Annotated in this window: 22 protein-coding genes; 13 read left to right on the top strand and 9 right to left on the bottom strand. The window is 62.5% G+C overall.

From position 1 onward, the window contains the following. Nucleotides 1–246: 246 nt before the first annotated feature. From kdgD to B2S33_RS21060, 4 genes are all read left to right on the top strand, one after another. A complete protein-coding gene (kdgD, locus tag B2S33_RS21045; protein ID WP_145280045.1) occupies nucleotides 247–1,158 on the top strand; it encodes a 5-dehydro-4-deoxyglucarate dehydratase in 912 nt (303 codons plus the stop codon). A 102-nt stretch (nucleotides 1,159–1,260) separates the two neighbouring features. After that, nucleotides 1,261–2,625, top strand: coding sequence for an MFS transporter (locus tag B2S33_RS21050; RefSeq protein WP_027914858.1), 1,365 nt, complete (start codon nucleotides 1,261–1,263; stop codon nucleotides 2,623–2,625). Nucleotides 2,626–2,701: 76 nt separating this feature from the next. Beyond that, nucleotides 2,702–4,255, top strand: a complete 1,554-nt coding sequence (gene garD / locus B2S33_RS21055) for a galactarate dehydratase (RefSeq protein ID WP_288651014.1) — start codon at nucleotides 2,702–2,704, stop codon at nucleotides 4,253–4,255. Between the two features lie 23 nt (nucleotides 4,256–4,278). Then, a complete protein-coding gene (locus B2S33_RS21060) occupies nucleotides 4,279–5,871 on the top strand; it encodes an aldehyde dehydrogenase (NADP(+)) (RefSeq protein WP_288651016.1) in 1,593 nt (530 codons plus the stop codon). Nucleotides 5,872–5,916: 45 nt separating this feature from the next. Here the strand turns inward: B2S33_RS21060 and B2S33_RS21065 are convergent, their stop codons facing one another. After that, nucleotides 5,917–6,666 carry a FadR/GntR family transcriptional regulator gene (locus B2S33_RS21065; protein ID WP_027914855.1) on the bottom strand — a complete coding sequence of 250 codons (750 nt, stop codon included), beginning with the start codon at nucleotides 6,664–6,666 and terminating at the stop codon, nucleotides 5,917–5,919. Between the two features lie 138 nt (nucleotides 6,667–6,804). Between B2S33_RS21065 and B2S33_RS21070 the strand changes: the two genes are divergently transcribed. Together B2S33_RS21070 and B2S33_RS21075 are read left to right on the top strand one after the other, a co-directional pair. Continuing rightward, the gene (locus B2S33_RS21070) at nucleotides 6,805–7,455 is read left to right on the top strand and encodes a DUF998 domain-containing protein (RefSeq protein ID WP_145280049.1); all 651 of its coding nucleotides are present in this window, start codon (nucleotides 6,805–6,807) and stop codon (nucleotides 7,453–7,455) included. A gap of 74 nt (nucleotides 7,456–7,529) precedes the next feature. After that, on the top strand, nucleotides 7,530–7,859 hold the full coding sequence (locus B2S33_RS21075) for a hypothetical protein (RefSeq protein ID WP_027914853.1): 330 nt from the start codon (nucleotides 7,530–7,532) through the stop codon (nucleotides 7,857–7,859). Nucleotides 7,860–7,968: 109 nt separating this feature from the next. Here B2S33_RS21075 and B2S33_RS21080 read toward each other — a convergent pair whose 3' ends face one another. Beyond that, nucleotides 7,969–9,183, bottom strand: coding sequence for a YeeE/YedE family protein (locus B2S33_RS21080; RefSeq protein ID WP_059183955.1), 1,215 nt, complete (start codon nucleotides 9,181–9,183; stop codon nucleotides 7,969–7,971). 135 nt (nucleotides 9,184–9,318) lie between these two features. On the opposite strand from B2S33_RS21080, the gene B2S33_RS21085 reads away from it, so the two are divergent. Further along, nucleotides 9,319–10,227: a LysR family transcriptional regulator gene (locus B2S33_RS21085; RefSeq protein WP_049695873.1), complete on the top strand. Its 909-nt coding sequence runs from the start codon at nucleotides 9,319–9,321 to the stop codon at nucleotides 10,225–10,227. Here B2S33_RS21085 and B2S33_RS21090 read toward each other — a convergent pair. The 4 genes from B2S33_RS21090 to B2S33_RS21105 all read right to left on the bottom strand — a co-directional run bounded on the left by B2S33_RS21090 (nucleotide 10,212) and on the right by B2S33_RS21105 (nucleotide 15,029). Continuing rightward, complete coding sequence (locus B2S33_RS21090) at nucleotides 10,212–10,745, bottom strand: DMT family transporter (RefSeq protein ID WP_027914850.1); 534 nt, start codon at nucleotides 10,743–10,745, stop codon at nucleotides 10,212–10,214. The genes B2S33_RS21085 and B2S33_RS21090 overlap by 16 nt on opposite strands. Nucleotides 10,746–10,933: 188 nt before the next feature. Further along, nucleotides 10,934–12,223 (bottom strand): PQQ-dependent sugar dehydrogenase, encoded by a 1,290-nt coding sequence (locus tag B2S33_RS21095; protein ID WP_027914849.1) that lies wholly within the window; start codon nucleotides 12,221–12,223, stop codon nucleotides 10,934–10,936. Beyond that, entirely contained in the window at nucleotides 12,220–12,648 is a 429-nt protein-coding gene (locus B2S33_RS21100) for a DUF2231 domain-containing protein (RefSeq protein WP_132578708.1), read from the bottom strand. Before B2S33_RS21100 ends, B2S33_RS21095 begins: the two co-directional genes overlap by 4 nt. 194 nt (nucleotides 12,649–12,842) lie before the next feature. Beyond that, nucleotides 12,843–15,029 (bottom strand): OsmC domain/YcaO domain-containing protein, encoded by a 2,187-nt coding sequence (locus B2S33_RS21105; RefSeq protein WP_288651017.1) that lies wholly within the window; start codon nucleotides 15,027–15,029, stop codon nucleotides 12,843–12,845. Between the two features lie 263 nt (nucleotides 15,030–15,292). Between B2S33_RS21105 and B2S33_RS21110 the strand changes: the two genes are divergently transcribed. From B2S33_RS21110 to B2S33_RS21120, 3 genes are read left to right on the top strand one after another with little or no spacing between them, the layout of a single operon-like run. Further along, nucleotides 15,293–15,748: a (2Fe-2S)-binding protein gene (locus tag B2S33_RS21110; RefSeq protein WP_027914846.1), complete on the top strand. Its 456-nt coding sequence runs from the start codon at nucleotides 15,293–15,295 to the stop codon at nucleotides 15,746–15,748. Continuing rightward, the gene (locus B2S33_RS21115; RefSeq protein WP_288651019.1) at nucleotides 15,748–17,988 is read left to right on the top strand and encodes a xanthine dehydrogenase family protein molybdopterin-binding subunit; all 2,241 of its coding nucleotides are present in this window, start codon (nucleotides 15,748–15,750) and stop codon (nucleotides 17,986–17,988) included. Before B2S33_RS21110 ends, B2S33_RS21115 begins: the two co-directional genes overlap by 1 nt. Nucleotides 17,989–18,005: 17 nt before the next feature. After that, the gene (locus B2S33_RS21120; protein ID WP_288651021.1) at nucleotides 18,006–19,352 is read left to right on the top strand and encodes a c-type cytochrome; all 1,347 of its coding nucleotides are present in this window, start codon (nucleotides 18,006–18,008) and stop codon (nucleotides 19,350–19,352) included. Nucleotides 19,353–19,383: 31 nt separating this feature from the next. Here B2S33_RS21120 and B2S33_RS21125 read toward each other — a convergent pair whose 3' ends face one another. Further along, nucleotides 19,384–20,160, bottom strand: a complete 777-nt coding sequence (locus tag B2S33_RS21125) for a substrate-binding periplasmic protein (protein ID WP_027914843.1) — start codon at nucleotides 20,158–20,160, stop codon at nucleotides 19,384–19,386. A gap of 69 nt (nucleotides 20,161–20,229) precedes the next feature. Further along, on the bottom strand, nucleotides 20,230–20,547 hold the full coding sequence (locus tag B2S33_RS21130) for a hypothetical protein (RefSeq protein ID WP_027914842.1): 318 nt from the start codon (nucleotides 20,545–20,547) through the stop codon (nucleotides 20,230–20,232). A 311-nt stretch (nucleotides 20,548–20,858) separates the two neighbouring features. On the opposite strand from B2S33_RS21130, the gene B2S33_RS21135 reads away from it, so the two are divergent. Both B2S33_RS21135 and B2S33_RS21140 read left to right on the top strand, forming a co-directional pair. Further along, on the top strand, nucleotides 20,859–22,604 hold the full coding sequence (locus B2S33_RS21135) for a BCCT family transporter (protein WP_288651022.1): 1,746 nt from the start codon (nucleotides 20,859–20,861) through the stop codon (nucleotides 22,602–22,604). A 466-nt stretch (nucleotides 22,605–23,070) separates the two neighbouring features. After that, nucleotides 23,071–23,721 carry a TIGR04211 family SH3 domain-containing protein gene (locus tag B2S33_RS21140; RefSeq protein WP_027914840.1) on the top strand — a complete coding sequence of 217 codons (651 nt, stop codon included), beginning with the start codon at nucleotides 23,071–23,073 and terminating at the stop codon, nucleotides 23,719–23,721. A 158-nt stretch (nucleotides 23,722–23,879) separates the two neighbouring features. On the opposite strand, the gene B2S33_RS21145 is transcribed toward B2S33_RS21140, so the two are convergent. Further along, complete coding sequence (locus B2S33_RS21145) at nucleotides 23,880–24,761, bottom strand: LysR family transcriptional regulator (protein WP_028686363.1); 882 nt, start codon at nucleotides 24,759–24,761, stop codon at nucleotides 23,880–23,882. 133 nt (nucleotides 24,762–24,894) lie between these two features. On the opposite strand from B2S33_RS21145, the gene argC reads away from it, so the two are divergent. Beyond that, nucleotides 24,895–25,854: an N-acetyl-gamma-glutamyl-phosphate reductase gene (gene argC / locus B2S33_RS21150; protein WP_206405495.1), complete on the top strand. Its 960-nt coding sequence runs from the start codon at nucleotides 24,895–24,897 to the stop codon at nucleotides 25,852–25,854. The last annotated feature ends 21 nt before the right edge of the window (nucleotides 25,855–25,875 follow it).

A 25,875-nucleotide genomic window follows, 5' to 3' on the forward strand; every position in this document is an offset into this window, starting at 1 on the left:
CAAGGCCGCCTCATTCGTTTGTAAAGCGACTGCCCATCCCAGAGATACGATGACCCGACAGCAGACACAACTGTCTAAGGCCGCTTTCTGCGCTTCACCATCCATCCATAGCGCGCCATCAATGCAATCCCTCATCACCCAGACCGAAAAAAAATCCAGAGGGGACTGTTCTTGAGCTAGGTTGTACGATAACTTACCTCATACAAACCGCACCGCTCCCACCCAAGTGTCTGGATGCCTATAACAATGAACCCACAAGAACTGAAATCCATCCTCTCCCACGGCTTGCTGTCATTTCCTGTCACCGACTTCACTGCGCAGGGCGATTTCAATCAGGCTGGCTACATCAAACGCCTGGAATGGTTGGCCCCATACGGCGCGAGTGCGCTGTTCGCCGCCGGGGGTACGGGCGAGTTCTTCTCCCTGGCTGCCAGCGAATACAGCCAGGTCATCAAGACAGCGGTGGACACATGCGCCACGTCGGTACCTATCCTGGCGGGCGTAGGGGGTGCAACCCGCCAGGCCATCGAGTATGCGCAGCAAGCCGAGCGCCTGGGGGCCAAGGGCCTTCTGTTGCTGCCGCACTACCTCACCGAAGCCAGCCAGGATGGCGTCGCTGCCCATGTAGAGGCCGTGTGCAAGTCGGTCAACATCGGCGTAGTGGTCTATAACCGCAACGTCTGTCGCCTCAATGCCACCTTGCTCGAACAGCTGGCCGAGCGTTGCCCGAACCTGATCGGCTACAAGGACGGTCTGGGTGACATTGAACTGATGGTGTCGATCCGTCGCCGCCTGGGTGAGCGTTTGAGTTACCTGGGCGGGCTGCCGACTGCCGAAGTCTATGCTGCAGCGTACAAAGCGCTGGGTGTGCCGGTGTATTCATCGGCGGTATTCAACTTCATCCCCAAGACGGCCATGGACTTCTACCACGCCATTGCCCGGGACGATCACGCCACCGTAGCCAAGTTGATCGACGACTTCTTCCTGCCTTACCTGGAAATTCGTAACCGCAAGGCCGGTTACGCCGTCAGCATCGTCAAGGCGGGTGCCCGCATTGCCGGCCATGACGCAGGCCCGGTTCGTGCACCGCTGACCGACCTGAACCCCGAGGAGTATGAAATGCTTGCCGCCCTGATGGACAAGATGGGGCCGCAGTAAACCCTCGCGGCGCCTGCCAGCGCCGCCCCCGGAGTGGGCCCGCCCTACTCCGGCACAATTCGAAGACCCCGCACAACAATAACTAGTGGGAGTACTACCAGCATGCAAGCGACGAAGAAAACGCATGTGCGCTACCTGATCCTGTTCATGCTGTTCGTGGTGACCACGATCAACTACGCCGACCGCGCAACCATCGCCATCGCAGGGTCGAGCCTGCAAAAAGACCTGGGGATCGACGCCGTCACCCTGGGCTACATCTTCTCGGCCTTCGGCTGGGCCTATGTGGCCGGACAGATTCCCGGCGGATGGTTGCTGGATCGCTTCGGCTCAAAAAACGTCTATGCATTCAGCATCTTCACCTGGTCACTGTTCACCTTGCTGCAAGGCTTCGTCGGCGGCCTGCCGGTGGCCTGGGCAGTCGTCACTTTGTTCACCCTGCGTTTTCTGGTCGGCTTTGCCGAAGCGCCGTCGTTCCCCGGCAACGCCCGGATCGTCGCCGCCTGGTTTCCGACCCAGGAGCGAGGCACGGCCTCGGCGATCTTCAACTCGGCGCAGTATTTCGCCACCGCCCTGTTCGCGCCCCTGATGGGCTGGATCGTGTTCAGTTTCGGTTGGGAGCATGTGTTCGTGGTCATGGGCGTGCTGGGCATCCTCTTTTCGATGGTATGGCTCAAGACCATCTACAACCCCCGCCAGCACCCGCGGATCAGCCCCGCCGAGCTTGAACACATCGAGCAAAACGGCGGCTTGGTGGACATGGACCACAAGCGCGGCAACGACGGGCCCAAGTGGGGCTACATCAAGCAATTGCTGACCAGCCGCATGCTCCTGGGTGTGTACCTTGGCCAGTACTGCATCAACGCCATCACCTACTTCTTCCTGACCTGGTTCCCGGTGTACCTGGTGCAGGAACGGGGCATGACCATCCTCAAGGCAGGGTTCATCGCTTCGCTGCCGGCTATCTGTGGCTTCATCGGTGGGGTACTGGGCGGCGTGATCTCGGACTGGTTGCTGCGCCGCGGCAATTCGCTGACCTTCTCGCGCAAACTGCCAATCGTGTGCGGCCTGATGTTGTCCACCACCATGGTGTTCTGCAACTACGTCGATGCCGAATGGATGGTAGTAGGCTTCATGACCCTCGCGTTCTTCGGCAAAGGCATTGGTGCGTTGGGCTGGGCAGTGGTGGCCGACACCTCGCCCAAGCAGATCGCAGGCCTGTCCGGCGGGTTGTTCAATACCTTCGGCAACATCGCCTCGATCACAACCCCTATCGTGATCGGCTACATCATCAGCGCCACCGGCTCGTTCAAGTGGGCGCTGGTCTATGTGGGCGCCAATGCGCTGGTGGCAGTACTGAGCTATCTGGTGATCGTCGGTCCCATCAAGCGCATCGAGCTGCGCGATGAGACGCCTGAGCCCAAACCAGCGCCTGTGGCGGATGCCCAGCTTGCCAGCCCGCGTCATTGAATGAGCACGTGCGCACTGCCCGGCAGTGCGCACGCACGTAAAAAAAGCCTGAGAACCTGAACAATAGGGCCCGAACATGCAGCTGATCGAACATTCCGAATCGCCGCGCTATATCCGTCTTCACGATGATGACAATGTGGTGGTAGTGGTCAACGACGGCGGCCTGGGCGAAGGGGCCCGGTTCGCCGATGGGCTTACCTTGGTAGAAGACGTGCCCCAGAGCCACAAGGTGGCCACCGTGCCCATCGCCAAGGGCCAAGCGGTACGGCGCTATGGACAGGTGATCGGCTATGCCCTGGAGGACCTGCGCCAAGGCAGCTGGGTGCAGGAGGGTCAGCTGGCCATGCCCGCCCCACCCGAGCTGGACGATTTGCCACGCTGCGATGCAGTTCCCCAGCCGAAACCGCCGCTGCTGGGTCATACCTTCGAAGGCTACCGCAATGCCGACGGTACGGTCGGCACCCGCAACATCCTGGGTATCACTACCACCGTGCAATGCGTCACCGGGGTGCTGGAGCATGCCGTCAAGCGCATTCGCAATGAGCTGCTGCCGCGCTATCCGAATGTTGACGATGTGGTGGCCCTCACTCACAGCTACGGCTGCGGCGTGGCCATCAATGCCCGCGATGCCTATATCCCCATCCGTACCGTGCGCAACCTGGCGCGCAACCCTAACCTGGGTGGCGAAGCGCTGGTCATCAGCCTGGGCTGTGAAAAGCTGCAGGCCAGCCAAGTGATGCACGAAGACGACCTGTCGGTCGACCTCAGCGAGCCCTGGCTGTACCGTCTGCAGGACGCAAGCCTGGGCTTCACGGAAATGATCGAGCAGATCATGGCCCTGGCCGAAACCCGCCTGAAAAAACTCGACAAGCGCAGGCGCGAGACTGTGCCGGCCAGTGAGCTGATCCTGGGCATGCAGTGCGGCGGCAGCGATGCCTTCTCCGGCATCACCGCCAACCCGGCGCTTGGCTACGCGGCAGACTTGCTCGTGCGGGCCGGTGCAACAGTGCTGTTCTCGGAAGTGACCGAGGTACGCGACGCCATCTACATGCTCACCTCCCGCGCACAGGATCCGCAGGTGGCCGATGCGCTGGTACGCGAAATGGACTGGTACGACCGCTACCTGCACCAGGGCGCTGCCGACCGCAGCGCCAACACCACCCCAGGCAACAAGAAAGGCGGTTTGTCGAACATTGTCGAGAAAGCATTGGGCTCAATCGTCAAGTCCGGCAGCGGCGCCATTCAAGGTGTGCTCGGGCCGGGGGAACGGGTGAATGGCAAGGGGCTCATCTTCTGTGCCACACCTGCCAGCGACTTCGTCTGCGGCACCCTGCAACTGGCCGCCGGGATGAACCTGCATGTGTTCACCACCGGCCGAGGTACGCCATACGGCCTGGCAATGGCGCCGGTGGTGAAGGTATGCACCCGCACCGAGCTGGCGCAGCGCTGGCCGGACCTGATCGACATCGACGCCGGGCGCATCGCCACGGGCCGCAGCACCATCGAAGCGCTGGGCTGGGAGCTGTTCCATTACTACCTGGACGTGGCCAGCGGGCGCAAGCTCACCTGGGCTGAGCAATACCGCCTGCACAACGACATCACCCTGTTCAATCCCGCACCCATTACCTGATCCTTTTTTCTGAGGAGTTCCAGATGCCAGAGATTCTTGGCCACAACTTCATCGCCGGCCAGCGCAGCGCCGCCGGCACACAGCGCCTGCAAAGCTTGGATGCCACTACCGGTGAGCCCCTGCCCTATGGCTTCGTACAAGCCACCGAGGGCGAAGTGGACGAGGCGGCCGAAGCCGCACAGTCCGCTTTCGCAGCGTTTCGTCAGTTGGCACCGGCACGGCGCGCCGAATTTCTGGAGGCCATTGCCGCAGAGCTCGATGCGCTCGACGATGACTTCGTGGCGATCGTCTGCCGTGAAACCGCATTACCAGCAGCCAGGATCCAGGGTGAGCGCGGCAGGACCAGCGGTCAGATGCGCCTGTTTGCACAGGTGCTGCGCCGAGGCGACTATCTGGGTGCGCGTATCGACCTGGCGCAGCCAGACCGTCAGCCGCTGCCGCGCGTGGACCTGCGGCAGATGCGCATCGGCGTTGGACCTGTAGCGGTGTTCGGCGCGAGCAACTTCCCCCTGGCCTTCTCTACCGCCGGTGGTGACACCGCCGCTGCACTGGCTGCCGGTTGCCCGGTGGTATTCAAAGCGCACAGCGGCCACATGGCTACCGCCGACCTGGTCGGTTGTGCCATCGAACGCGCGGCCGCCCGTACCGGCATGCCCAAAGGCGTGTTCAACATGGTGTTCGGGGCAGGCGTGGGTGAGCCATTGGTCAAGCATCCGGCCATCCAGGCGGTGGGCTTCACCGGCTCGCTCAAAGGTGGCGATGCCCTGTGCCGCATGGCCGCCGAGCGCCCCCAGCCGATCCCGGTGTTTGCCGAAATGTCGAGCATCAACCCGGTGATCGTCCTGCCTGGGGCGCTGGCCAAGCGCGGCGAAGCGATTGCGCGTGAACTGGCAGGCTCCGTATGCCTGGGGGCTGGACAGTTCTGCACCAACCCGGGGTTGGTGATAGGGCTGCAATCGCCCGCTTACACCCAACTGCTCAAGAACTTGGGCAGCCATCTTGATCAACAGGCTGGCCAGACCATGCTCAATGCAGGTGGCCTGCGAAGCTACGCCAGTGGGCTGGATCATCTTCACGCCCATGACGGTATCGTGCACCTGGCCGGCCAGCCGCAGACAGGCCCGCAGGCACGTGCACATCTGTTCGAGGCCGAGGCCCGCCTGCTGGTGGAGTCTGACCCGCTTTTGCAGGAAGAAGTCTTCGGCCCGACGACGGTAGCGGTGCAAGCGCGCGACGAGGTACAACTGCGCAGCGCCCTGCAGGGCCTGAGAGGCCAACTGACCGCGACGCTGATCGGCGAGCCTGAAGACTTTGCTGCGTTCGCCTGGTTGGTACCGCTGCTGGAGGAAAAGGTCGGCCGCATCCTGGTGAACGGCTACCCCACCGGGGTGGAGGTATGCGATGCCATGGTCCACGGCGGCCCGTACCCCGCCACCTCGGACGCTCGGGGCACGTCTGTCGGCACGTTGGCCATCGACCGATTCCTACGGCCGGTGTGCTATCAGAACTACCCGCAGGCGCTGCTGCCAGAGCCGCTGCGCGACAGCAACCCGCTGGGGTTGCGCCGGCTGGTGAATGGCCAGTGGAGTGATAAAGCGATCGAAGGACAATCTTGAGTCATTAGCCGTGATGAGGGACACCAGGAGGCTGGGGAGATGGTGTCACGCCCCGCTCACCTGTGCCCGCTCATGCGCCTGGCGCAGCCGTTCCCGGCTGTTGCTCAGGTGCATGCGCATGGCCATTTTCGCCCCTTCGCTGTCCTGACGTGCAATGGCCTCATAGATCGCTTCGTGCTCATGCATCAGCCTGCTCATGTAATGGGGCTGGTCGTCGTGGGCCAAGCGGGCAGAATTGAGGCGGGTTCGAGGGATGATGCTGGTGCCCAGGTGGTTGATGATGTCGGCGAAATAGTGATTACCGCTGGCCTGGGCGATGCGCAGGTGGAATTGAAAGTCCGCGGACACTGCATCGGTAGCATGAGCTGCCCCTTCATTGAGCTCATCGAGGGCCGCGCGCATCCCAGCCAGCTCTTCATCGCTGCGTCGCTGCGCGGCAAGGCTGGCCGACTCGATCTCAAGGGCGATGCGCAGCTCCAGTACCGCGAGTACTTCGCGCAGCGTCACCACCGTGGCCGGGTCGATGCGCAGCCCCCCAACCGGTGGAGCGTCCAGCACGAAGGTACCGATACCATGACGGGTTTCCACCTGCCCGGCGGCTTGCAAGCGCGAGATCGCCTCTCGCACGACCGTGCGGCTGACCCCTTCCTCGGCCATGATCTGCGATTCGGTCGGCAGCTTGTCACCGCGCTTGAGTTGACCACTGCGAATGCGTTCGGTCAGCACCGTGACCAGTTCCTGGGCCAGGCTGCGCGGCTTGCGCCTGGCCCGAGCCGGTGGTTGTAGATCTGACATGCCCTGTGCGTCACCTTGAAAGACAGCTGTCATGATAGCAGGCAGTTGTACGATCACATACGGCTACCACGTTATTGGTGCTGGTGCTATCACGACACCGTTTGTTAAGGTCCGGGCTTTCCATGGAAGGATGTCTGCATGAAACTGCTGGACCGATCACTCCTAAGCTGTGGCTTGCTCATTCCATTTTTGCTGGCTCTGGGCGTTTCGCTGACCGCCATAGCCTACCCCGGGTACGATCATCTGCAATTGGCAATGAGCCAGCTTGGCGCCGTCGGCGCCCCAACCCATGGCCTCTCCCCGCTGGTGAACAATTTCCCACTAGCGCTCTTGTTCGCCTTGTTCGCCTGGGGCATTGCGCGGCGCTGGCGCGGCTCCCGGCTGGCCATGGTCAGTGCGGTACTGTTGCTGCTGCACGCCGTTGGCAGCTTGGGCACGGGTTGGTTCGCCTGCGACCAGGGCTGCGCGCCTGACCAGCCTTCCACGTCGCAGCAGTTGCACAACCTGTCAGGGCTGTTGATGTTCTTGTCCTTGACCCTCGCCAGTGGCCTGTGGGTCTGGCTCGGCGCTCGCGTCGCGGACTCTCGCGCCCTGGCGGTCACCTCGCTGGTATGTACCCTTGGCGCAATCATCACCGTCGGGTTCATGGGCCAAGCCATGCAGAGCGGGGAACTGTTCGGGCTTTACCAGCGGCTCAATTATGGCGTGGGGGTGGCGTGGGTAGCGGCTATCGCCGGTTACAGCCTGTGTGAACAGGCCAGCACAGGCGCCAAGGCTGCGCTGGCCTGAAGGCAAACTGCTGGCCCCTGGCTACGGAAGGAGGAGGCAAACTTCTTTCTCCTTCAAGCGCTTAGGACAGGAACATGCGAGTCATTCTAGCAATTACAACGGGCTGCCTGCTGGCGACGGTAGGTCTCAGCGCCAGCGCGCGATCGTTGACTCAGAACGATCGCCAAGCCTGCACGTGGGGTGCCCAGATTGCAGCCCAGGCCCAACAAGCCAAGTTGTCTGGCGTGACGCTCTATACCGCGCGCAAGAAGCTGCAGGCCCGCAAGTTTGCCAAGCCGTGGATGCGCATGACAGCCTTCGGCATCACCGAGCAAACCTATAACAGCCGCTCGCGGCTCTCACCGGCTGCCATCGGCAAAACCTACCATGAACAATGTGTACAGCATGCTGTGGCACGTAGATAGTTAGTTAAATCAGATAGTTACGAGCTATATTTGATGTTAACTATCAGTCCAGCAGCCCCAGCCTAACGTTGATTGGCCGAGTCGTTAACCACCCGGCCAGCCCCTTGCCTTAACAGCCGGTCAAGGTCGTCGCGCGGCGCTCCCCTGCAAAGAACGCAGGGCGTAGCCGTACCCCGACCACGTTGCCCATGTAGGCGGCGATCAGCCATAGCCAGCCGTGCAGGCTCCCCGATGCGATACCGCTGAAATAAGCGCCAATATTGCAGCCGTAGGCCAGGCGAGAACCGTAGCCCAGTAACAGGCCGCCAATGACGGCAGCGATCAGTGACGGCAGCGGGATCTTCAGGCTCGGCGCAAAGCGCCCGGCAAGACCTGCGGCCAGCAGCGCCCCCAGCACGATGCCCAGGTCCATAACGGTGGTTACATCCTGCCAGACTGGCGAGGCCAAGGCCTTGGCATTGGCCGGCGCCTGCCAGAACACCCAGCTGCTTACCTGAACGCCAAGGCTGTCCAGCACCTTTGCGCCCCACAAGGCGAAGGCCGAGGTGATGCCCCAGGGCCGCCCAGCCAGCGCCAGGGTGGCATAGTTGAGCACGGCCAACGCGACGGCACCCCAGACCAACGGCCAGGGGCCCCGTACAAAGCGTTGCAGACCTGCCCGGCCATGCTGCTCAGGCTGTTCAAGCCCACCGTGGCGGCGCTTTTCCAGGTGCACCGTGACCCAGGCGATCAGGCCGAACACGCCCAGGCTCACCAGCAGGGCGGGCACGAGGCCCCATGCCTGCACGATCGAGGTCGCAGGCAATGATGGCAAAGCAAACCACCAGTCGGCGTGGTGCGTGGCGGTCACGGAACCGATGATGAAGAACAGCAGGGTCACCAGCATTCGGGCATTGCCGCCACCAACGGTGAACAAGGTGCCCGACGCGCAGCCGCCCCCCAGCTGCATGCCGATGCCGAAGATGAAAGCCCCGAACACGACGGACACCCCGGCCGGTGCCACAAGCCCTGTCACGGGGTTGCCGAACAGGTTGCCGGCCGCAAGCGCCGGGAAGAACAGCAGTACGGCCAGTGCCAGCATGACCATCTGTGCGCGCAAGCCGGCGCCACGCCGCTCATTGATGAACACGCGCCACGCGGAAGTGAAACCGAAGGCGGCGTGATACAACGTCAGGCCCAGCGCAGCCCCCAGCAGCAGAAGCAGCACCTGCTTGAAGCCTGCGTTGACATCCAGGAACCAGGCGCCAGCCATCAGTAGGCCCAAGGCGACTAGGGGTGCGCCCAGGCGGCGCGATTCAGGTGAAGCGGTAGCGGAAAGACCCATCGAAATACTCGGAAAAAATCGAACAGGTGCGCAGTATAACGGCAACCGCCAGCAAGGTCGTGTTGTGCCGCCAGCGGCACAGGCGCGCATTTGTTAGGCTTGGCCCTGCCCCCTTACGGATCAGACGCCCGGACCATGGATCAATTGCGCAGAATCGACCTGAACCTGCTTCTGGCCCTGCACGCCCTGCTCACCGAGCGGCATGTGACACGCGCTGCCATTCGCCTGCACCGCAGCCAGCCGGCGGTCAGCCATGCGCTGGCACAGCTGCGCGAGCATTTCGATGATCCTTTGCTGGTACGTCAGGGTGGCAAGATGATGCTCACCCCGCGGGCTCAGGCCTTGGCACAGCCGCTGGAACACGCATTGGCGGATCTGGAAGGGCTGCTGAGCACGCCGCAATTCGATGCCACGCAGGCCCGGCGATGCTTTCGGCTCTCGCTGTCGGACTACGCCGCACGGATCATCCTGCCGCCTCTGCTACGCCATGTGCGGCGCGTTGCCCCGGGCATCGACCTGGCGGTCAGCCAGGCCAGTCGCGAGGCGATGGTGGCCCAATTGCTCGACGGCGAACTGGATCTGGCACTGGGGGTCTTTCCGGAGCTGCCTCAAGGCATCATCGCCCAGTCATTGTTTGACGATCGCTTCGTAAGCGTGGCTGACCAGCAGACGCTGCCGGCCACGGGCGAACTGAGCCTGAGCCAGTGGTTGGCGCGCCCCCATGTGCTGGTGGCTACGCGCCCCGACGCCTTCGATGAGATTGACCGTGCCCTGGCATCCCAAGGTCATCGCCGTCACATTGCCCTTGCACTGCCCCATTGGAGCGCAGCCGTGCAAGTGTTGAAAGATACCGACCTGATTCTTACCGTGGCGCGACGGGCCGTTGCCCCGCTGCCTGCCCATGCAGGGGTTCGCGAGTTCATCCCGCCGGTGCCTCTGGACTGCATCGATTACCGGCAAGCCTGGCACAGCCGCAAAGACGGTGACGCAGGGCATCGCTGGCTGCGCGAGACGGTGCTGACGTGCTGTCAGCCGGAGGTCTGATCGTGGCTTGAAGACTGTACTGCGGGCTCGCTTTTGCTGGATGTACTGGTCGCCCATTGACTCTGCACCAGCCACACGCCCGCCAGAATCATAACTAGCCCAAGTACTCGCGCCAGTCCCAGGGGCCTGCCAGGCAGGTTCATGATGGCAAAATGATCAGCAACCACCGCCGTAACGATCTGCCCTGCCACCACCAGCACCAGAAAGCCTGCCGCCCCAAGCCTGGGCGTCAGCGCCGCCGCCCCTGCCACATAAAGGGCGCCCAACACACCGCCGATCCAGAGCCACCAAGGCCCTTGCAAGGCTTTGCCGATGTCCGGCGCAGGGATCCGCATCACCAGCAGCGCTGTGATAACGACCACCGCGCTGACGGCAAGTGACGCAAAAGCGCCCCACAGCCAGTGACCGAGTGCCTTCCCCGCAGCGGCATTGCCAGCTGCTTGAAACGGCAGGACAGCGCCAGCAATCAACGCTAAAACAATGGGTAACAGCACAAATATAAGGGATTTACTGAACATGACCGTTCTCGCTACCAGGACGGAGGTCAGCATGAGGCTATTGATGCCTCGCATGGAAATCGAAAACTGAGATGCAAACTATTCGTATGGCGAATAGCGACCTGGCGCGTCTTCGCCCAGGCACCGCGTGACTCTCACATTGAGTGTCGGCTACAGGGGCAATGTGTCCTGCCCCCGTAGCCGATTCATCAGTTGCGCGTCACCCGCCAGATGGTGTTGGCCAGATCGTCCGCAATGATCAGTGCCCCACGCGGGTCGACGGTCACACCCACCGGCCGCCCACGCGTCTTGCCATCTTCGCCTCTGAAACCGGTGGCGAAATCGATGGGTTCTCCCGCCGGCTTGCCGTTGCTGAATGGCACGAAGATGACCTTGTAGCCGACCGGGTTCGGCCTGTTCCAGCTTCCGTGCTCACCCACGAACACCCCTTCAGCAAAGCCTTGCCCCATGGCGGCCGTGGAGAAGTCGACACCGAGCGCTGCGACATGCGACCCCAGGCTGTAGTCGGGCTTGATCGCGGCAGCCACCTTGTCAGGGTTCTGCGGGCGCACCCGGTCATCGACATTCTGCCCCCAGTAACTGTAAGGCCAGCCGTAGAAGCCGCCTTCGCGCACTGAAGTCAGGTAATCGGGAACCAAGTCCGGGCCGAGTTCATCGCGCTCGTTGACCACTGTCCAGAGCTGCCCGGTACCCGGCTGGACGGCCAGTGCAGTGGGGTTGCGCAGCCCAGTGGCGTAGGGGCGATGCGCGCCAGTCTGGGCATCGACTTCCCACACCATCGCACGGTCGATCTCGACCTCAAGGCCCCGCTCGGTGATGTTGCTGTTCGAACCGATGCCCACATAGAGGAAGCGGCCGTCCGGGCTGATGGTCAGTGCCTTGGTCCAGTGATGGTTGATCTCGGCTGGCAGGTCGGTGAGTTTGACCGGTGGGCCGTCGGCCTTGGTCTGGCCGTCGCGGTAGTCGAAGCGCACCAGCGCATCCTGATTGGCCACGTACAACTTGCCATCGGCAAATGCCAGGCCATAGGGCGCATTCAGGTTTTCGGCAAAGACGGTCTGCAGCTCATACTTGCCGTCACCGTCGGCATCGCGCAACAGGGTTAAGCGGTTGCCGCCCTTCACCTGGGTATTGCCCTTGGCCTTGATCTGGCTGGCGATCACATCCTTGGGCTTGAGTTTGGCAGCGCTGCCGCCGCGCCCCTCTGCCACCAGGATGTCGCCGTTGGGCAACACCAGGCTCTGACGCGGGATTTTCAAATCGGTGGCGATGGCGGTGACGCTGAAACCGTCGGGTACGGTCGGCTTTTGCTGACCCCAAGCCACCGGCTCGGCGATCTTCATGCTGGGTAGCAGACCGCGCTGGGGCTCGGGCAGTTTCGGGTCGGGCCCACGGGCCTGGGTAGGGTCACCCTCACCGCCGCAAGCGGCCAGCAACAGCGAAAGGGACAACAAGCTCACAGCGTGCAGCGCTCTCATGCTTCACCTCCCGAACGCAGGTTGCTCAAGCCAAGCCACGCCGTTACCACCGCGAGCACCGTCACGATTACCGACAGTACCAGCCCGGACGGCATCACAGCCCAGGCGTCCTTGGCGTGCTCGAAGGCGTTGACCAACCCAAGCACCCACGTCACCAGCAGCAACAAGAAATAAAGGGTCGGCCGCCCGGCCTTGCGCCGAGCGCTGATCAAGTTGGCCAGGGCGAACAGCAGGGCCAGCCCGCAGAACACCAGGCCCCCTGCGATCAGCCAGGCGGCAAAGTTGCTCCATTGAATCTGGTAGCTGTTGTAGTAGGCAATGTCACTGATCATTGCCCCCAGGAACAGCGGCACGGCGCCCGCCAACAACAACGCATGCAGTGGGCCAGGTCTGCAGCGGTACAGGGTAGGGTCGGATACGGTCACGGTGCCTCCTTTTCGTTCAGTGACCAGGGCCGACGAGAGACGGCCCACGGGGATACGCAGGGTGCGCCTAGCAAATGAGCACCCTGGCGAGCCGATAGTTCAGCCACGCACCACTGAAATATCCTGCAAAAAATCCCGAACCGCCTCCCTGTGTGGCATGCGCGGCCTATGCAGGCCCGCATGCCTGCAGGACGTCAAGCCAGCCGCGCCCGAGCGGCGTGCAGCTTCTTGTAGCTGTCGATCAGGCGCAAATGGCGATCCAGCCCTTCGAGCTTCATGCTAGTCGGGGTCAGGCCGTAGAAGCGCACGCTACCTTCGATCGAGCCCAGTACCGCGTCCATCCGTGGGTTGCCGAACATGCGGCGGAAATTGACTTCGTAGTCGGCCATGTCCAGCTCATCGTCCAACTGCACTTCCAATGCCACGTTAAGCGCCTGGTAGAACAGCCCCCGCTCCACGGTATTGTCGTTGAACTGCAAAAACGCCTCGACCAGTTCCTTGGCCTCCTCGAAGCGCTGCACGGCCAGGCAAATGAGCAGTTTGAGCTCGAGGATGGTCAGTTGCCCCCAGACCGTGTTGTCGTCGAATTCGACGCCAATCAGCGTGGTGATGGTGGTGTAGTCGTCGACATCGCAGTTGTCCAGGCGCTTGAGCAGCAGCTTGAGCGAGCGGTTGTCCAGGCGGTGCAGGTTGAGGATGTCGGCGCGGAAGGACAGCGCCCGGTTGGTGTTGTCCCAGATCAGGTCCTCGACCGGGTAGATTTCCGAATAGCCTGGCACCAGAATTCGGCAGGCGATCGCCCCGAGGTTGTCGTACACGGCCATGTAGACTTCTTTGCCAAGGTCTTCGAGGATGCCGAACAAGGTGGCTGCCTCCTGCGCAGTGGCACCTTCGCCCTGGGCAGTGAAATCCCAATCGACGAACTCGAAGTCAGGCTTAGCGCTGAAGAAGCGCCACGACACAACGCCGCTGGAGTCGATGAAGTGCTCGACGAAATTGTTCGGCTCGGTCAGGGCGTGGCTTTCGAACGTGGGCTGCGGCAGGTCGTTCAAGCCCTCGAAGCTGCGGCCCTGGAGCAGTTCGGTCAGGCTGCGCTCCAATGCCACCTCAAGGCTTGGGTGCGCACCGAACGAGGCGAACACACCACCGGTGCGCGGGTTCATCAGGGTCACGCACATCACCGGGAATTCACCACCCAGCGAGGCATCCTTGACCAGCACCGGGAAGCCCTGTTCTTCCAACCCCTGGATACCCGCGACGATGGACGGATAGCGCGCCAGCACCTCGTCCGGCACATCTGGCAGGCACAGCTCGCCTTCCAGGATTTCACGCTTGACCGCTCGCTCGAAGATTTCGGACAGGCACTGCACCTGCGCTTCGGCCAGCGTGTTGCCCGCGCTCATGCCGTTGCTCAGGAACAGGTTCTCGATCAGGTTCGATGGGAAGTACACCACTTGCTCGTCCGACTGGCGCACGAACGGCAGTGAGCAGATGCCCCGGGCCGTGTTGCCCGAGTTGGTGTCGTACAGGTGCGAGCCGCGCAGTTCGCCATCGGGGTTGTAGATGGCCAGGCAATGCGCGTCGAGGATTTCGTTGGGCAGGGCATCACGGGGGCCGGGCTTGAACCACTGCTCGTCCGGGTAGTGCACGAACGCCGCATTGGCCAGCTCCTCTCCCCAGAACTGGTCGTTGTAGAAGAAATTGCAGTTCAGCCGCTCGATGAATTCGCCCAATGCTGACGCCAGGGCAGCTTCCTTGGTAGCGCCTTTGCCATTGGTGAAGCACATGGGCGACTGCGCATCGCGCACGTGCAGCGACCAGACGTTAGGCACGATATTGCGCCAGGAGGCAATTTCGATCTTCATGCCAAGGTCGGCCAGGATGCCGGACATGTTGGCAATCGTCTGTTCCAGTGGCAGGTCCTTGCCCGGGATGCGCGTGCTGGTTTCGGCCACCGGCATCAGCAGACCCTGGGCATCGGCGTCGAGGTTGTCGACCACCTCGATCACGAATTGCGGACCGGTCTGCACCACCTTCTTGACCGTGCAGCGCTCGATTGAACGCAAGATGCCCTGGCGGTCCTTGTCAGTGATGTCTTCGGGCAATTCGACCTGGATCTTGAACACCTGGTTGTAGCGGTTCTCAGGGTCGACGATGTTGTTCTGCGACAGGCGAATGTTTTCGGTCGCAATACCGCGTGTCTGGCAGTAGAGCTTGACGAAGTAAGCCGCGCACAGCGCCGAAGACGCCAGGAAATAGTCGAACGGCCCAGGGGCCGAACCATCGCCCTTGTAGCGGATCGGTTGATCGGCGATCACCGTGAAGTCGTCGAACTTGGCTTCGAGACGGAGATTGTCGAGAAAATTGACCTTGATTTCCATGCGGGTTTACCGTGACTTTAAGCGTGCAAAACACAATGGTCGGCATTATCCGGTTTTTCACCGCGGAAATCCTCCCCGAAGGTCGTACGCGGCAGCTACAGGCGCACGCTTGCGCATTCCGGGGAAATCCTTGCCTGATCCTCTGCATCTGCACAGCCTGCCGCAGGCAACGGTTCAGCGGTGTGCTAGCGTTTCTGCACGGGGCAACGCACCCCCAACCATCACGACAAGAACAGCGCAGACCGATCACTGGCAGGTGAACCATGGAATTACACATCAACGGCACGACCCACCAGGTCGATGCAGATGCCGACACGCCCTTGCTGTGGGTGATCCGCGACGATCTGGGCATGACCGGCACCAAGTATGGCTGCGGCCTGGCCCAATGCGGGGCCTGCTCGGTGCTGGTCGACGGCGTTGTGGTGCGCGCCTGCGTTACCCCGGTGTCCGGCGTGGTTGGCAGACAGGTATCGACCATCGAGGCGATCGAAGCGGACCCTGTGGGCAAGCGGGTGGTAGCGGCCTGGGTGGAACACCAGGTCGCGCAATGCGGGTATTGCCAGTCCGGTCAGGTGATGGCGGCGACCGCACTGCTCAAGCATACCCCTGCACCCAGCGCCGAGCAGATCGATGCGGCCATGATCAACCTGTGCCGTTGCGGCACCTACAACGCTATCCATGCAGCCATGCATGACTTGGCGCAGGGAGTCAAAGCCTGATGAGCGCTCCTGATCCCGTTGCCGAACTGCATAGGTTGCAAGCTGGCGAAACCGTCAATCTTTCGCGCCGCCGTTTCCTCTTGGGCACGGCCGCAGGCGCATTGGTCCTGGGCTTCGGCCTGCCGACGGGCGTTGCGCGTGTGCAAGCCGCTGCCGATGCGCAGCGAGGCACCCAGGTACCGGCGTTCCTGGAAATCCGACCGGATGGCACGGTTCGTCTGCTCAGTCCGTTCATGGAAGGCGGCCAAGGACCGTTTACCGCCATGGCGCAGATCGTTGGCGAGGAGCTGGATGTGGATCCCGCTCATTTCGTCGTGGACAGCGCCCCACCCGGCCAAGCCTATGTCGTGATGGAAAACGGCATGCGCATCACCGGCGGCAGCATGTCCGTACGCATGAGCTACCCCACCATGCGCCGTCTGGGCGCACTGGCGCGGGCGATGTTGCTGCAGGCCGCCGCGCAGCAACTCGGGGTCGAGATGAGCGAGCTCACCACGACGCCGGGTACCGTAGTACATACCACGTCAGGGCGCACACTCGGTTATGGCGAGCTCGCCAAGCGCGCCATGGACTTGCCGGTCCCCGACCCTGCCACCGTCAAGCTACGAGATCCTGCCCAGTTTCGCTGGATCGGCAAACCGGTTCGGCGGCTGGATGCGTACGACAAGTCCACCGGCAAGGCCTTGTACTGCATCGATATCAGCGTGCCAGGCATGCTTCACGCAGCCGTGCAGCATGCCCCTCGCCTGGGCATGACGGTGGGCCAAGTGCGCAATGAGGCACAGGTGTCTGCCATGAAGGGCGTGCATTCGGTACATCGCCTGCCCGGGGCTGTTGCCGTGGTTGCGCCGCGGTGGTGGCACGCCAAGCGTGCTGTCGAGGCGCTGCAAGTGGAGTGGCTGGAGCCGGCCGCAGACTCCACCGTACGGGCCATGCCGGCTGATTTCTCCAGCGACGGCTGGCTCCAGCACCTGGCCGATGCTACAGGTCCGGCCCGTGATGAGGAAACGGCCGGAGATGTGGCAAGCGCGCTGGACAACGCCGTGACCACTGTAGAAGCCAGCTACCACAACCAGTACCTGAACCATGCCCAGTTGGAACCCCCTTCTGCCCTTGCCCGCTTCAATCCCGACGGCACACTGGAGGTCTGGCTGCCCAACCAGGCGCCCGACATGTTCCGCGATGACATTGCCAAGCGCACCGGACTGCCACCCGACCAGATCACGCTGCATTCGCCACTGCTGGGGGGCTTCTTCGGTCGGCACTTCCTGTATGAGTCGGCCAACCCCTACCCGCAGGCCATCGCGCTGGCCAAGGCGGTAGGCCAACCCGTCAAGCTGATCTGGAGCCGCGAGGAAGAGTTCTTGCGCGATGTGCTACGCCCAGTCGCCGCGGTCAAGTTCCGGGCCGGGCTCGATGCCGAAGGCTTGCCGGTGGTCCTGGAAGCGGTCAGCGCCACGGAGGGCCCCACTGAAGCCCTGGCCGGCAAACAAGGTGAAAAGGTAGACCCCACGGCATTGGAGGGGCTATCGGGCAAAGCCTATGCCATTGCCAACAAGCGCATTGCACAGGTGTACGTCAAGGGCCCGGCCATGCTCGGCTATTGGCGGTCGGTGGGTAACTCGCTCAACGATTTCTTCTATGAGTCCTTCCTGGATGAGCTGGCGGACAAAGGGGGCCAGGACCCTCTGGCCCTGCGTCAACACCTGCTGCGAGACAACCCGCGCCTGACCCAGTTACTGCAAGCGGTCGTCGAGCTTTCAGGTGGCTGGAAACGCGGGCCTTTCACTGCCGAGGATGGCACGCGGCGGGCCCGGGGCTTGGCGATGGCGTCCCCTTTCGGGTCCGAAGCGGCCGTGATCGCCGAGGTCTCCATCGAAAATGGCCACGTGAAGGTCCACGACATCTGGCAGGCGATCGATCCGGGTAGCATCGTCAACCCGGCCATCATCGAGCACCAGGTCAATGGCGCGGTTGCCTTGGGGTTGTCGCAGACGCTGGTCGAGGAAGCGGTATACGTCGATGGCATGCCGCGTGCGCGCAACTATGACCTGTACCCAATCCTGCCGCCTGCGCGCATGGCCCGGGTGCATGTACGCATCGTTGAAAGCGGCGCGAAGATGGGCGGTATCGGCGAGCCACCTTTGCCCGCGGTAGCACCGGCAGTGGCCAATGCCGTGGCCCAGCTGACCGGACAGCGGGTTCGCAGCCTGCCCATGAGCCGTCATACCTTCAGCTGACCGACAAGGACGCCGCCATGAACCCTCGTACTGCTAGAACCCTCGGCTGGCTGTTGCTGCCCTGCGCGGTCGTCGCTGGCTTGACCGGTTGGTACGTCACCCGAGAACCTGCCTCGCCGTTCGCTGATGAGCAGGCACGCGCCACCGACGACCCGGCATTGATCCGACGCGGGGAATACGTCGCACGGCTGGGCGATTGCGTCGCCTGCCACAGCGTGCCTGATAACCCGCCCATGACAGGTGGGCTCGAAATGGCAACGCCGCTTGGCACGATCCACGCCACCAACATCACCCCTGACAAAGAAACAGGCATCGGCGCCTACTCGCTGGCCGATTTCGACCGGGCCGTGCGCCACGGTGTGGCGCCTGGTGGCCGCCGCCTTTACCCCGCCATGCCCTACCCCTCCTATGCCAAACTCAGCGACGATGACGTACGAGCGCTGTACGCATTCTTCATGCGCAGTGTTCAGCCAGCACGGCAGCCGAACAAGCCTGTCGACATACCCTGGCCATTGAACCTGCGCTGGCCCATTGCCCTGTGGAACGGAGCCTTCGCCCCTGCCAGCCCGTACTTGGCGAAGAACGACAAGAACACACTGTGGAATCGCGGCGCCTACATCGTGCAGGGACCGGGGCACTGCGGCAGTTGCCATACCCCCCGCGGCCTGGCCTTCAATGAAAAAGCCTTTGATGACTCGGGCACGGCGTACCTCGCAGGCGCCTTGCTCGATGGCTGGTACGCGCCAAGTTTGCGCAATGATCCCAACACCGGCCTCGGGCGCTGGAACGAGACTGAGGTGGTGCAGTTTCTCAAGACCGGTCGCAATCGACATGCCGTGGTCTTCGGCTCGATGACCGAGGCATTCAACAACTCTACGCAGTTCATGACCGATGGCGATCTACAGGCCATCGCCCATTACCTCAAGGCGCTGCCCGGCGACCCATCCCGTGATGGCAAACCCTGGCAGTATCAGCCCGAGCCCACACTCGCGCAGCTGGAGCGCCCAGGCGTACGCACTTACATGGCACGCTGCGCCACCTGCCACGGCATGGATGGCAAGGGCCAGGGCGAGTGGATGCCGCCCCTGGCTGGTGCCACTTCCTTGCTCGCCAAGGAGGCTGCCTCGGCCATCAACATCACCCTGAACGGGTCGCAGCGGGCCGTGGCCGATGGCAGGCCCGATGCCTACCGCATGCCCGCCATGCGTGCACAGTTGAGCGATCAGGAAATAGCAGAGGTGTTGAGCTATACCCGAAGTGCCTGGGGTAACCACGGCAACGCCGTGAAAGCGACGGCGGTGGCCAAGCTGCGCAACGATACCGACCCTGCCAGCCCCAGCCCGATCATCCTGCAAATGCGCTGAGGCATGCCACGCCGTCGAGCACGGGAAAGCCTTAGCGGCTGCGTTGCAGGTTGAGTCTGAGCAACTGCTGCGGTACATCCTGCGCGTTGAGCTGCTGCATCGCCCGGCCCAAGGCTTCGCGCAGCGCCGGCTGGTTGCACGGCGAAGCCTTTGACAGGGCCAGGTACAGGCCTTCGCTGGAGACAGGCGGCTGCAGGATCAGCACCTGCTGGTCGATGCCCAAGGTGCGCGCCAGGGCCATGCCCGGGTACTGCTCATAGATCACATAGTCACTGCGCCCGTGCATCAGCTTTTCGAAAGCCTGCCTGGCGCTGGGCACCGCTTCGAGCATCAGGTGCTGCCTGGCATAGGCATCGAACTGTTGACCGTGACTGTTATTGACCAGCGTTCCGCCCTTGAGGCCCTGCAGATCCGACCATTGCCCGTAGACGAAGCCATGCCCCTGACGAGCCCAGATCACGCTCGGCGTGTAGAGAAATGCGGGCAGAATGTAGTCCATCTGCTGCCGGCGAGCGTCGGTGATGAAGTAGCCGGCCATCAAGTCGATTCTGCCGGTGCGAACCTCTTCCTGGGCTCTGGACCAAGGGCCTACATAGAGGACGTCGATTTCCAGGCCAAGGCTGTTGGCCAGGTGGGTGACCAGATCGGCATTGGCCCCAACCAGGTGTTGCGGGTCGAGGGGGTCATGCCAAAGGTAAGGTGGGTATTCCGGATTTCCGGTAGCGGTCAGGCGTTTACACGGCTCGGCAGCCATTGCCAACGATGGCAACAGCCCGAGGCACAACAGGCCAACCAAACCCTTGATCATGCAAGAACTCCGGCAGACGACGCTGTGATTCCTCGTTCCCTGCGCTGGGCACTGGACGTAAAACCTGCTTCAGGCGGTCAGCTCTACCCGCGCGCGCTCACCGGCCCGCTGGAACACCTCGCGCACCTCGTCGGCTTTGGCCTTGGTAACCGACTTGCCGCTCAACAGTTCGTCGACCACACGCAGGCCTTGCTCGACGGCAGTGGCTAATTGGTCCGCATCGGAGGCGTCGGCGATATCACCCAGATAAGGCGCGATGAGGTAGACATAGCGATCCTGCAGTTTCAGTGTCTCCAGGGCGTCGAGTGCCTGCTGGAAGCGATCGGCAGCGGCGGGGCTCATGCTCAATTTATCGAAATGAATCAGGCTCACACGATCAGTGGCCATGTTGACGAATCTCCGTTTCCTGATGCGGCCCAGGCCACGAGCAGCAGCGTGTCCACGCTACTCGGACAAGCAGGCCCGGGTGATGTCGATCAGGTTAACAGAACACGACACAGAAAGGGTCATCCGCCCAGGAACTAAAAGTGACCAGCAGGTCGCGCAATGGAAGCCCCAGGGCGCAACCGGGACAGGCAGCGGGATTTGGTGCGCAGGATAATCGCCCGGCAAACCACCCTGCCGAGAACGCCACCACGCGCTCGCCCCTACAACAACAAGCCTGTTTCAGCAGGCACGTCACACAGGGCTTCAACTTCATGGCAAAGGAACACTTCGCAGAGACACCCGATCTTGGCGTGACCGATCCCTCCAAAACGGACGAAGCCCGACAGGACAGGCGCCTGGAGGGCAAGCTCGACTGGGTCGTGTTCGGTTTCACCAGCCTGCTGGCCATCGCGTTCGTGCTGTGGGGTTTCCTCAACCAAGTCAATTTGGCTAGCAGCGCGTCCAGTGCGCAGTCGTGGGTCATTCTCAACTTCGGCTGGTTCTTCGTGCTGACCTCGACTGTGTTCGTCGTGTTCGTACTGTGGTTGGCTGCCAGTCGTTATGGTCGTGTGCCGCTGGGCAGGGACGGGGAACTGCCCGAATTTCGAACGGTGTCGTGGGTGGCGATGATGTTCAGCGCCGGCATGGGCATCGGCCTGATGTTCTTCGGCGTGGCCGAGCCGTTATCGCACTACGTTTCCCCGCCGCCGGGCTCGACCACTGGTCAGTCGAGCGAAGCGATGCAGGTGGCCATGGCCACCACCCTGTTTCACTGGACGCTGCACCCTTGGGCGATGTATGCCATCGTCGGGCTCGCCATCGCCTATGGCACTTTTCGGCGCGGCCGCTCCCAACTGATATCCGCAGCCTTCAGGCCCTTGATCGGCAAGCACGCCAATGGCCCGCTCGGCCGGCTGATCGACATGATGGCAATCTTTGCCACGCTGTTCGGCTCGGCCGCATCGCTGGGGCTTGGGGCGCTGCAAATTGCAGGTGGCCTTGAATACAACGGCTGGATCGAGCACCCCGGCAAGCTGTTCTACATCGCACTGATCACCGTGCTGACCATCGCCTTCGTCACCTCAGCCGTGTCGGGCATCGGCAAGGGTATCCAGTGGCTGTCCAATACCAACATGGTGCTTGCACTTGTGCTCGCCGTGTTCGTGTTTCTGGTCGGGCCTACCCTGCTGATGCTCAACCTGCTGCCGACATCGATCGGTATCTACATCAAGATGCTGCCGGAAATGATGGCGCGCACCAATGCCAGCGGCGGCGAACCGATGAACGCCTGGCTGGCCGGCTGGACGGTGTTCTACTGGGCATGGTGGATCTCCTGGACGCCTTTCGTCGGCATGTTCATCGCCCGTATCAGCCGTGGCCGCACCATTCGCCAATTCGTCACCGGGGTACTGCTGGTGCCAAGCCTGGTCAGCCTGGTGTGGTTCACCATCTTCGGCGGAGCGGCCATCGACGCCTTGCGCGAAGGCGCCTTCGTGCTGGCTAACGGTGCCGTCAACAGCAACCATGCGCTGTACCAATTGCTCGCCAGTTACCCTTTGGCCTCCGCCACTTCGGTGCTGGTGATGATCCTGGTCGGTATCTTCTTCGTTTCCGGTGCCGACGCAGCATCACTGGTCAAGGGGACGCTGTCCGAACATGGCACCACCTCCCCTTCACGACGCACGGTGATTTTCTGGGGAGCGCTCACCGGCACGGTCGCAGCCATCATGCTGGCCATCGGTGATCCCAGCGCGCCGGACAAAGCCCTGACCGGGCTGCAAAACCTGACCATCGTGGTGGCCCTGCCCTTCGTACTGGTCATGGTGCTGCTGTGTCTGGCGCTTTATCCCGACCTGCGCAAGGACCCCATGATGCTGCGCCACCTTCGCGGTACCGAGCTGATCGAAAAAGCTGTGTTGTATGGCGCCGTCAAGCATGGCGAAGAGTTCTACATCGTCGTTCAGGAAAAGAAAGCCTCGGTGAAAGCTGTTGCAACCAAAGAGCTGACCGAATCATGAGGTCGCCAGATCGGGCGCTCTGATGCCTACCCGCGAAACTGGTAAAAGTGCCAGTTTCGCAGCCCCAGCGACCGACGCAATATCGTCAACGCCTTCCAGCCGAATGAGCGCAGCGCTCATGAATGACCTTCAGCAAGGTAGAGTCGCCTGGTTCGATGCCGGCCAGGGTTGGGCTGCAGCCAGGGAACGAACGGCATCAGTTTTCCATTCCAAGGGCGACGCCTGCTAGACCCAGGCAGGCCCCATTGCCGCGGTCAGGTTTACCAATCGAACCGGTGTACAGAAAGAATGCCTGGTTGAACCTGCCCCGCACCTCATCCATTTGCGCAACATGTTGAAGACTTTTCGCGACGCCAACTGTGAACCAGCTTACAAAAAAACGGTCTTTGGCTGACGGTTCACTACCCGACCGGTTCGCGGCCCATTCATCGGCCTACATTTGTCCAGCTTCAGCGAAGACCCCAAAATGCCCGACTCCCGCCTAACTGCCTTTGCCCTCCCTGCCCTGCGCGGCGGTCTGCTTGCCAGCGCCCTGGCGCTCGTCACGCCCGCGCACGCCGAGACGCCAGCCAGCGATGCCCGCTGGGTCAGTGACAGCCTCAGCACCTACGTACGCAGTGGTCCGACAGACGGCCACCGTATCGTCGGTACGCTGAAGTCCGGGCAGCCGCTGACGCTGATCGGTACCCAGGGCAACTATAGCCAGGTCCGTGGACAAAACGGTGATGTGGTGTGGATCCTCTCCAGTGATCTGCAGTCAGTGCCTGGCCAGAATGAGCGCTTGCCTGAGCTCGATGCCAAGGTGGCCGAATTGACAGGGCAATTGAAGACCATCGATGACAGCTGGAAGAACCGGGTGCAGGGCATGCAGGAAACCCTGGATTCGCGCAAGCAACTGGTCGACGAACTCCAGGCGCGCAACAAGGACTTGAACGAGCAACTGGACCAGAGCCAGTCGAACCTTCGCGATGCCCAGGCGCGCCTGGGTGACGAGAACAAGCAGGTGATGATGCGCTACATGGTGTATGGCGGCAGCATCGCAGGGGCGGGCTTGTTGGTCGGTCTCATTCTACCGGCCTTGACCCGTGGGCGGAAAAAGAGCGATCGCTGGTTCTAAGGCTTGTATTGACGATTCGGGCTGAACGCCTGGGGCTGCGGCGCAGCCCATCGCGGCCCCGCCTGCTCAGCCCATGGCGCAGATACTTGCGCCCTGCCCGTTTTCGGCATTGCTCAACCCGTCATCCCCAGCATTGACCGCTGCTGCGCCTGCCCACGCTACTGACTCAGCCGCTCCAATGCCTGAAGCACATAGTGAGTAGCCTTATCCTGCCTGGCGTCCCGGCAGGCGATCCCCAACTGCCGCCACAACCCAGGCCTCAAGGGTCGACAGACCAGACGTGGGTCTGCCTCCGTTACCTCACCCTCCTGCGGCAGCAACGTGGCACCGTACCCGGCACTCACCAGGCGCTTGATCGCGTCGTTGTAGTTCAGTTCGATGCGTGGCTGTGGGTGCAGCCCGGCCGCTGCGAACCATTCGGAGCAGACCCGCGACAACTGCGTGCTGCTGTCATTGAGGATCAAGGGGCGCTCGGCCAACCACTGAGGCGTGACAGCTGCCGGCGGCTGCCAGTCAGCCGGCATGTAAGCCAGGATGGGGTCTCGGCGCCAAGCAGTGACCGCCAGGCCCTTGCCCGCCACTTGTGGCAAGGCCACCAGGCCGATGTCCAGCAGCCCTTCACGCAGCTGCACCAGGGACGCCTGGGAAGTGAGGACCTGCACCTGCACATCGATGCCCGGGTGATCAATGCGCAGGTGCTCAAGCGCCTCGGGCAGCAGGTGCGCGATGGCCCCTGTCGATGCGCCAAGCCGCACACGCCCTGTCAGGCCTTGCACTTGATTGCGCACCTCATCCAGGGCCAGTTCGGCATCGGCAAGCAGGCGCCTGGCGCGCACCAGAAGGGTTTCGCCAATGGCTGTCGGCCGAACCTGGCCGCGTGTGCGGGTCAGCAGCGAAGCGCCCACCCGCGACTCCAGCTCGGCCACGTGCAGGCTGATGGTGGGGGGTGCCAGATTGAGCTGACGGGCTGCCGCCGCAAAAGACCCTAGCTGACTGATCACCACCAGCGTACGCAGGCGGTCAAGGCTTATTTCACGCACAGTGCCACGGTTTCCTTGAGCTAAACGTCGAAAGGTTCAGAATAGCTGAACGTCCCGGTCATGAAATGTAAATTTTCTTTACGTCTGGCTTGAGCGACGCTGGTGTCCGACCTACTGGCTTGGACACGTGAACATGCATCTACCTCTTGTCTTCATCGATGGCGATCAAGGCACCACCGGGCTGCAAATCCATGCCCGCCTGCACGATCGCAAGGACCTGCGCCTGCTGACACTTGCCGACGCCCAGCGCAAGGACCTCAAGTGCCGCAGCGAGGCCATCAACCGTGCCGACATCGCCATCCTCTGTTTGCCCGATGACGCTGCACGCGAAGCGGTGAGCGTGATCGACAATCCCGGGGTGCGGGTGATCGATGCCAGCTCAGCCCACCGTACCGCGCCAGGTTGGACCTACGGTTTCGCCGAACTGAATCGTGACCAGGCTGCGCATATCGGCCAAAGTACCCGGGTCAGCAACCCTGGCTGCTACCCGACGGGCGCGATCGCACTGCTCGGCCCCTTGATCGCGGCAGGCTTGGTACCTGCCGACTACCCGCTGGCCATCCATGCCATCTCGGGCTATTCCGGCGGCGGGCGCGCAGCGGTGCAGCAGCATGAGCAGCAGGACAATAGCGACGCCTCGGCCGTGCTCATGTACGGGCTGGACCTGGCGCACAAGCATGTGCCCGAGATCCAGGTCCACGCCGGCCTATCGGCCCGTCCCATGTTCATGCCCGCCTATGGCGCCTATCGCCAGGGCATCGTCCTCAGCATCGCCCTGCACCTGCGCATGCTGCCCGGCCGGGTCAGCGCGCAGCAGTTGCAGGCGTGTCTGGAGCAGCACTACCAGGGCGCCCGCCACGTGAAGGTGATGCCGCTGCAAACCCAGGGCACAGCCGAGCGGCTCGACCCCCAGGCGCTCAACGGGACCGATGATCTGCGCCTGGCCCTGTACGCCAACCCCTCGCACGGCCAGGTGCTGTTGACCGCCGTCTTCGACAACCTGGGCAAAGGGGCTGCCGGGGCTGCCGTGCAGAACCTGGACTTGATGCTCTACGCCCTGCGCGCCGACGGCGATAACGGCAAAAACGGGTAGACTGTACAGCCCGCGCACTCA

It is taken from the genome of Pseudomonas sp. UBA5568, assembly GCF_002425525.1.
GTDB lineage: Bacteria > Pseudomonadota > Gammaproteobacteria > Pseudomonadales > Pseudomonadaceae > Aquipseudomonas > Aquipseudomonas fulva.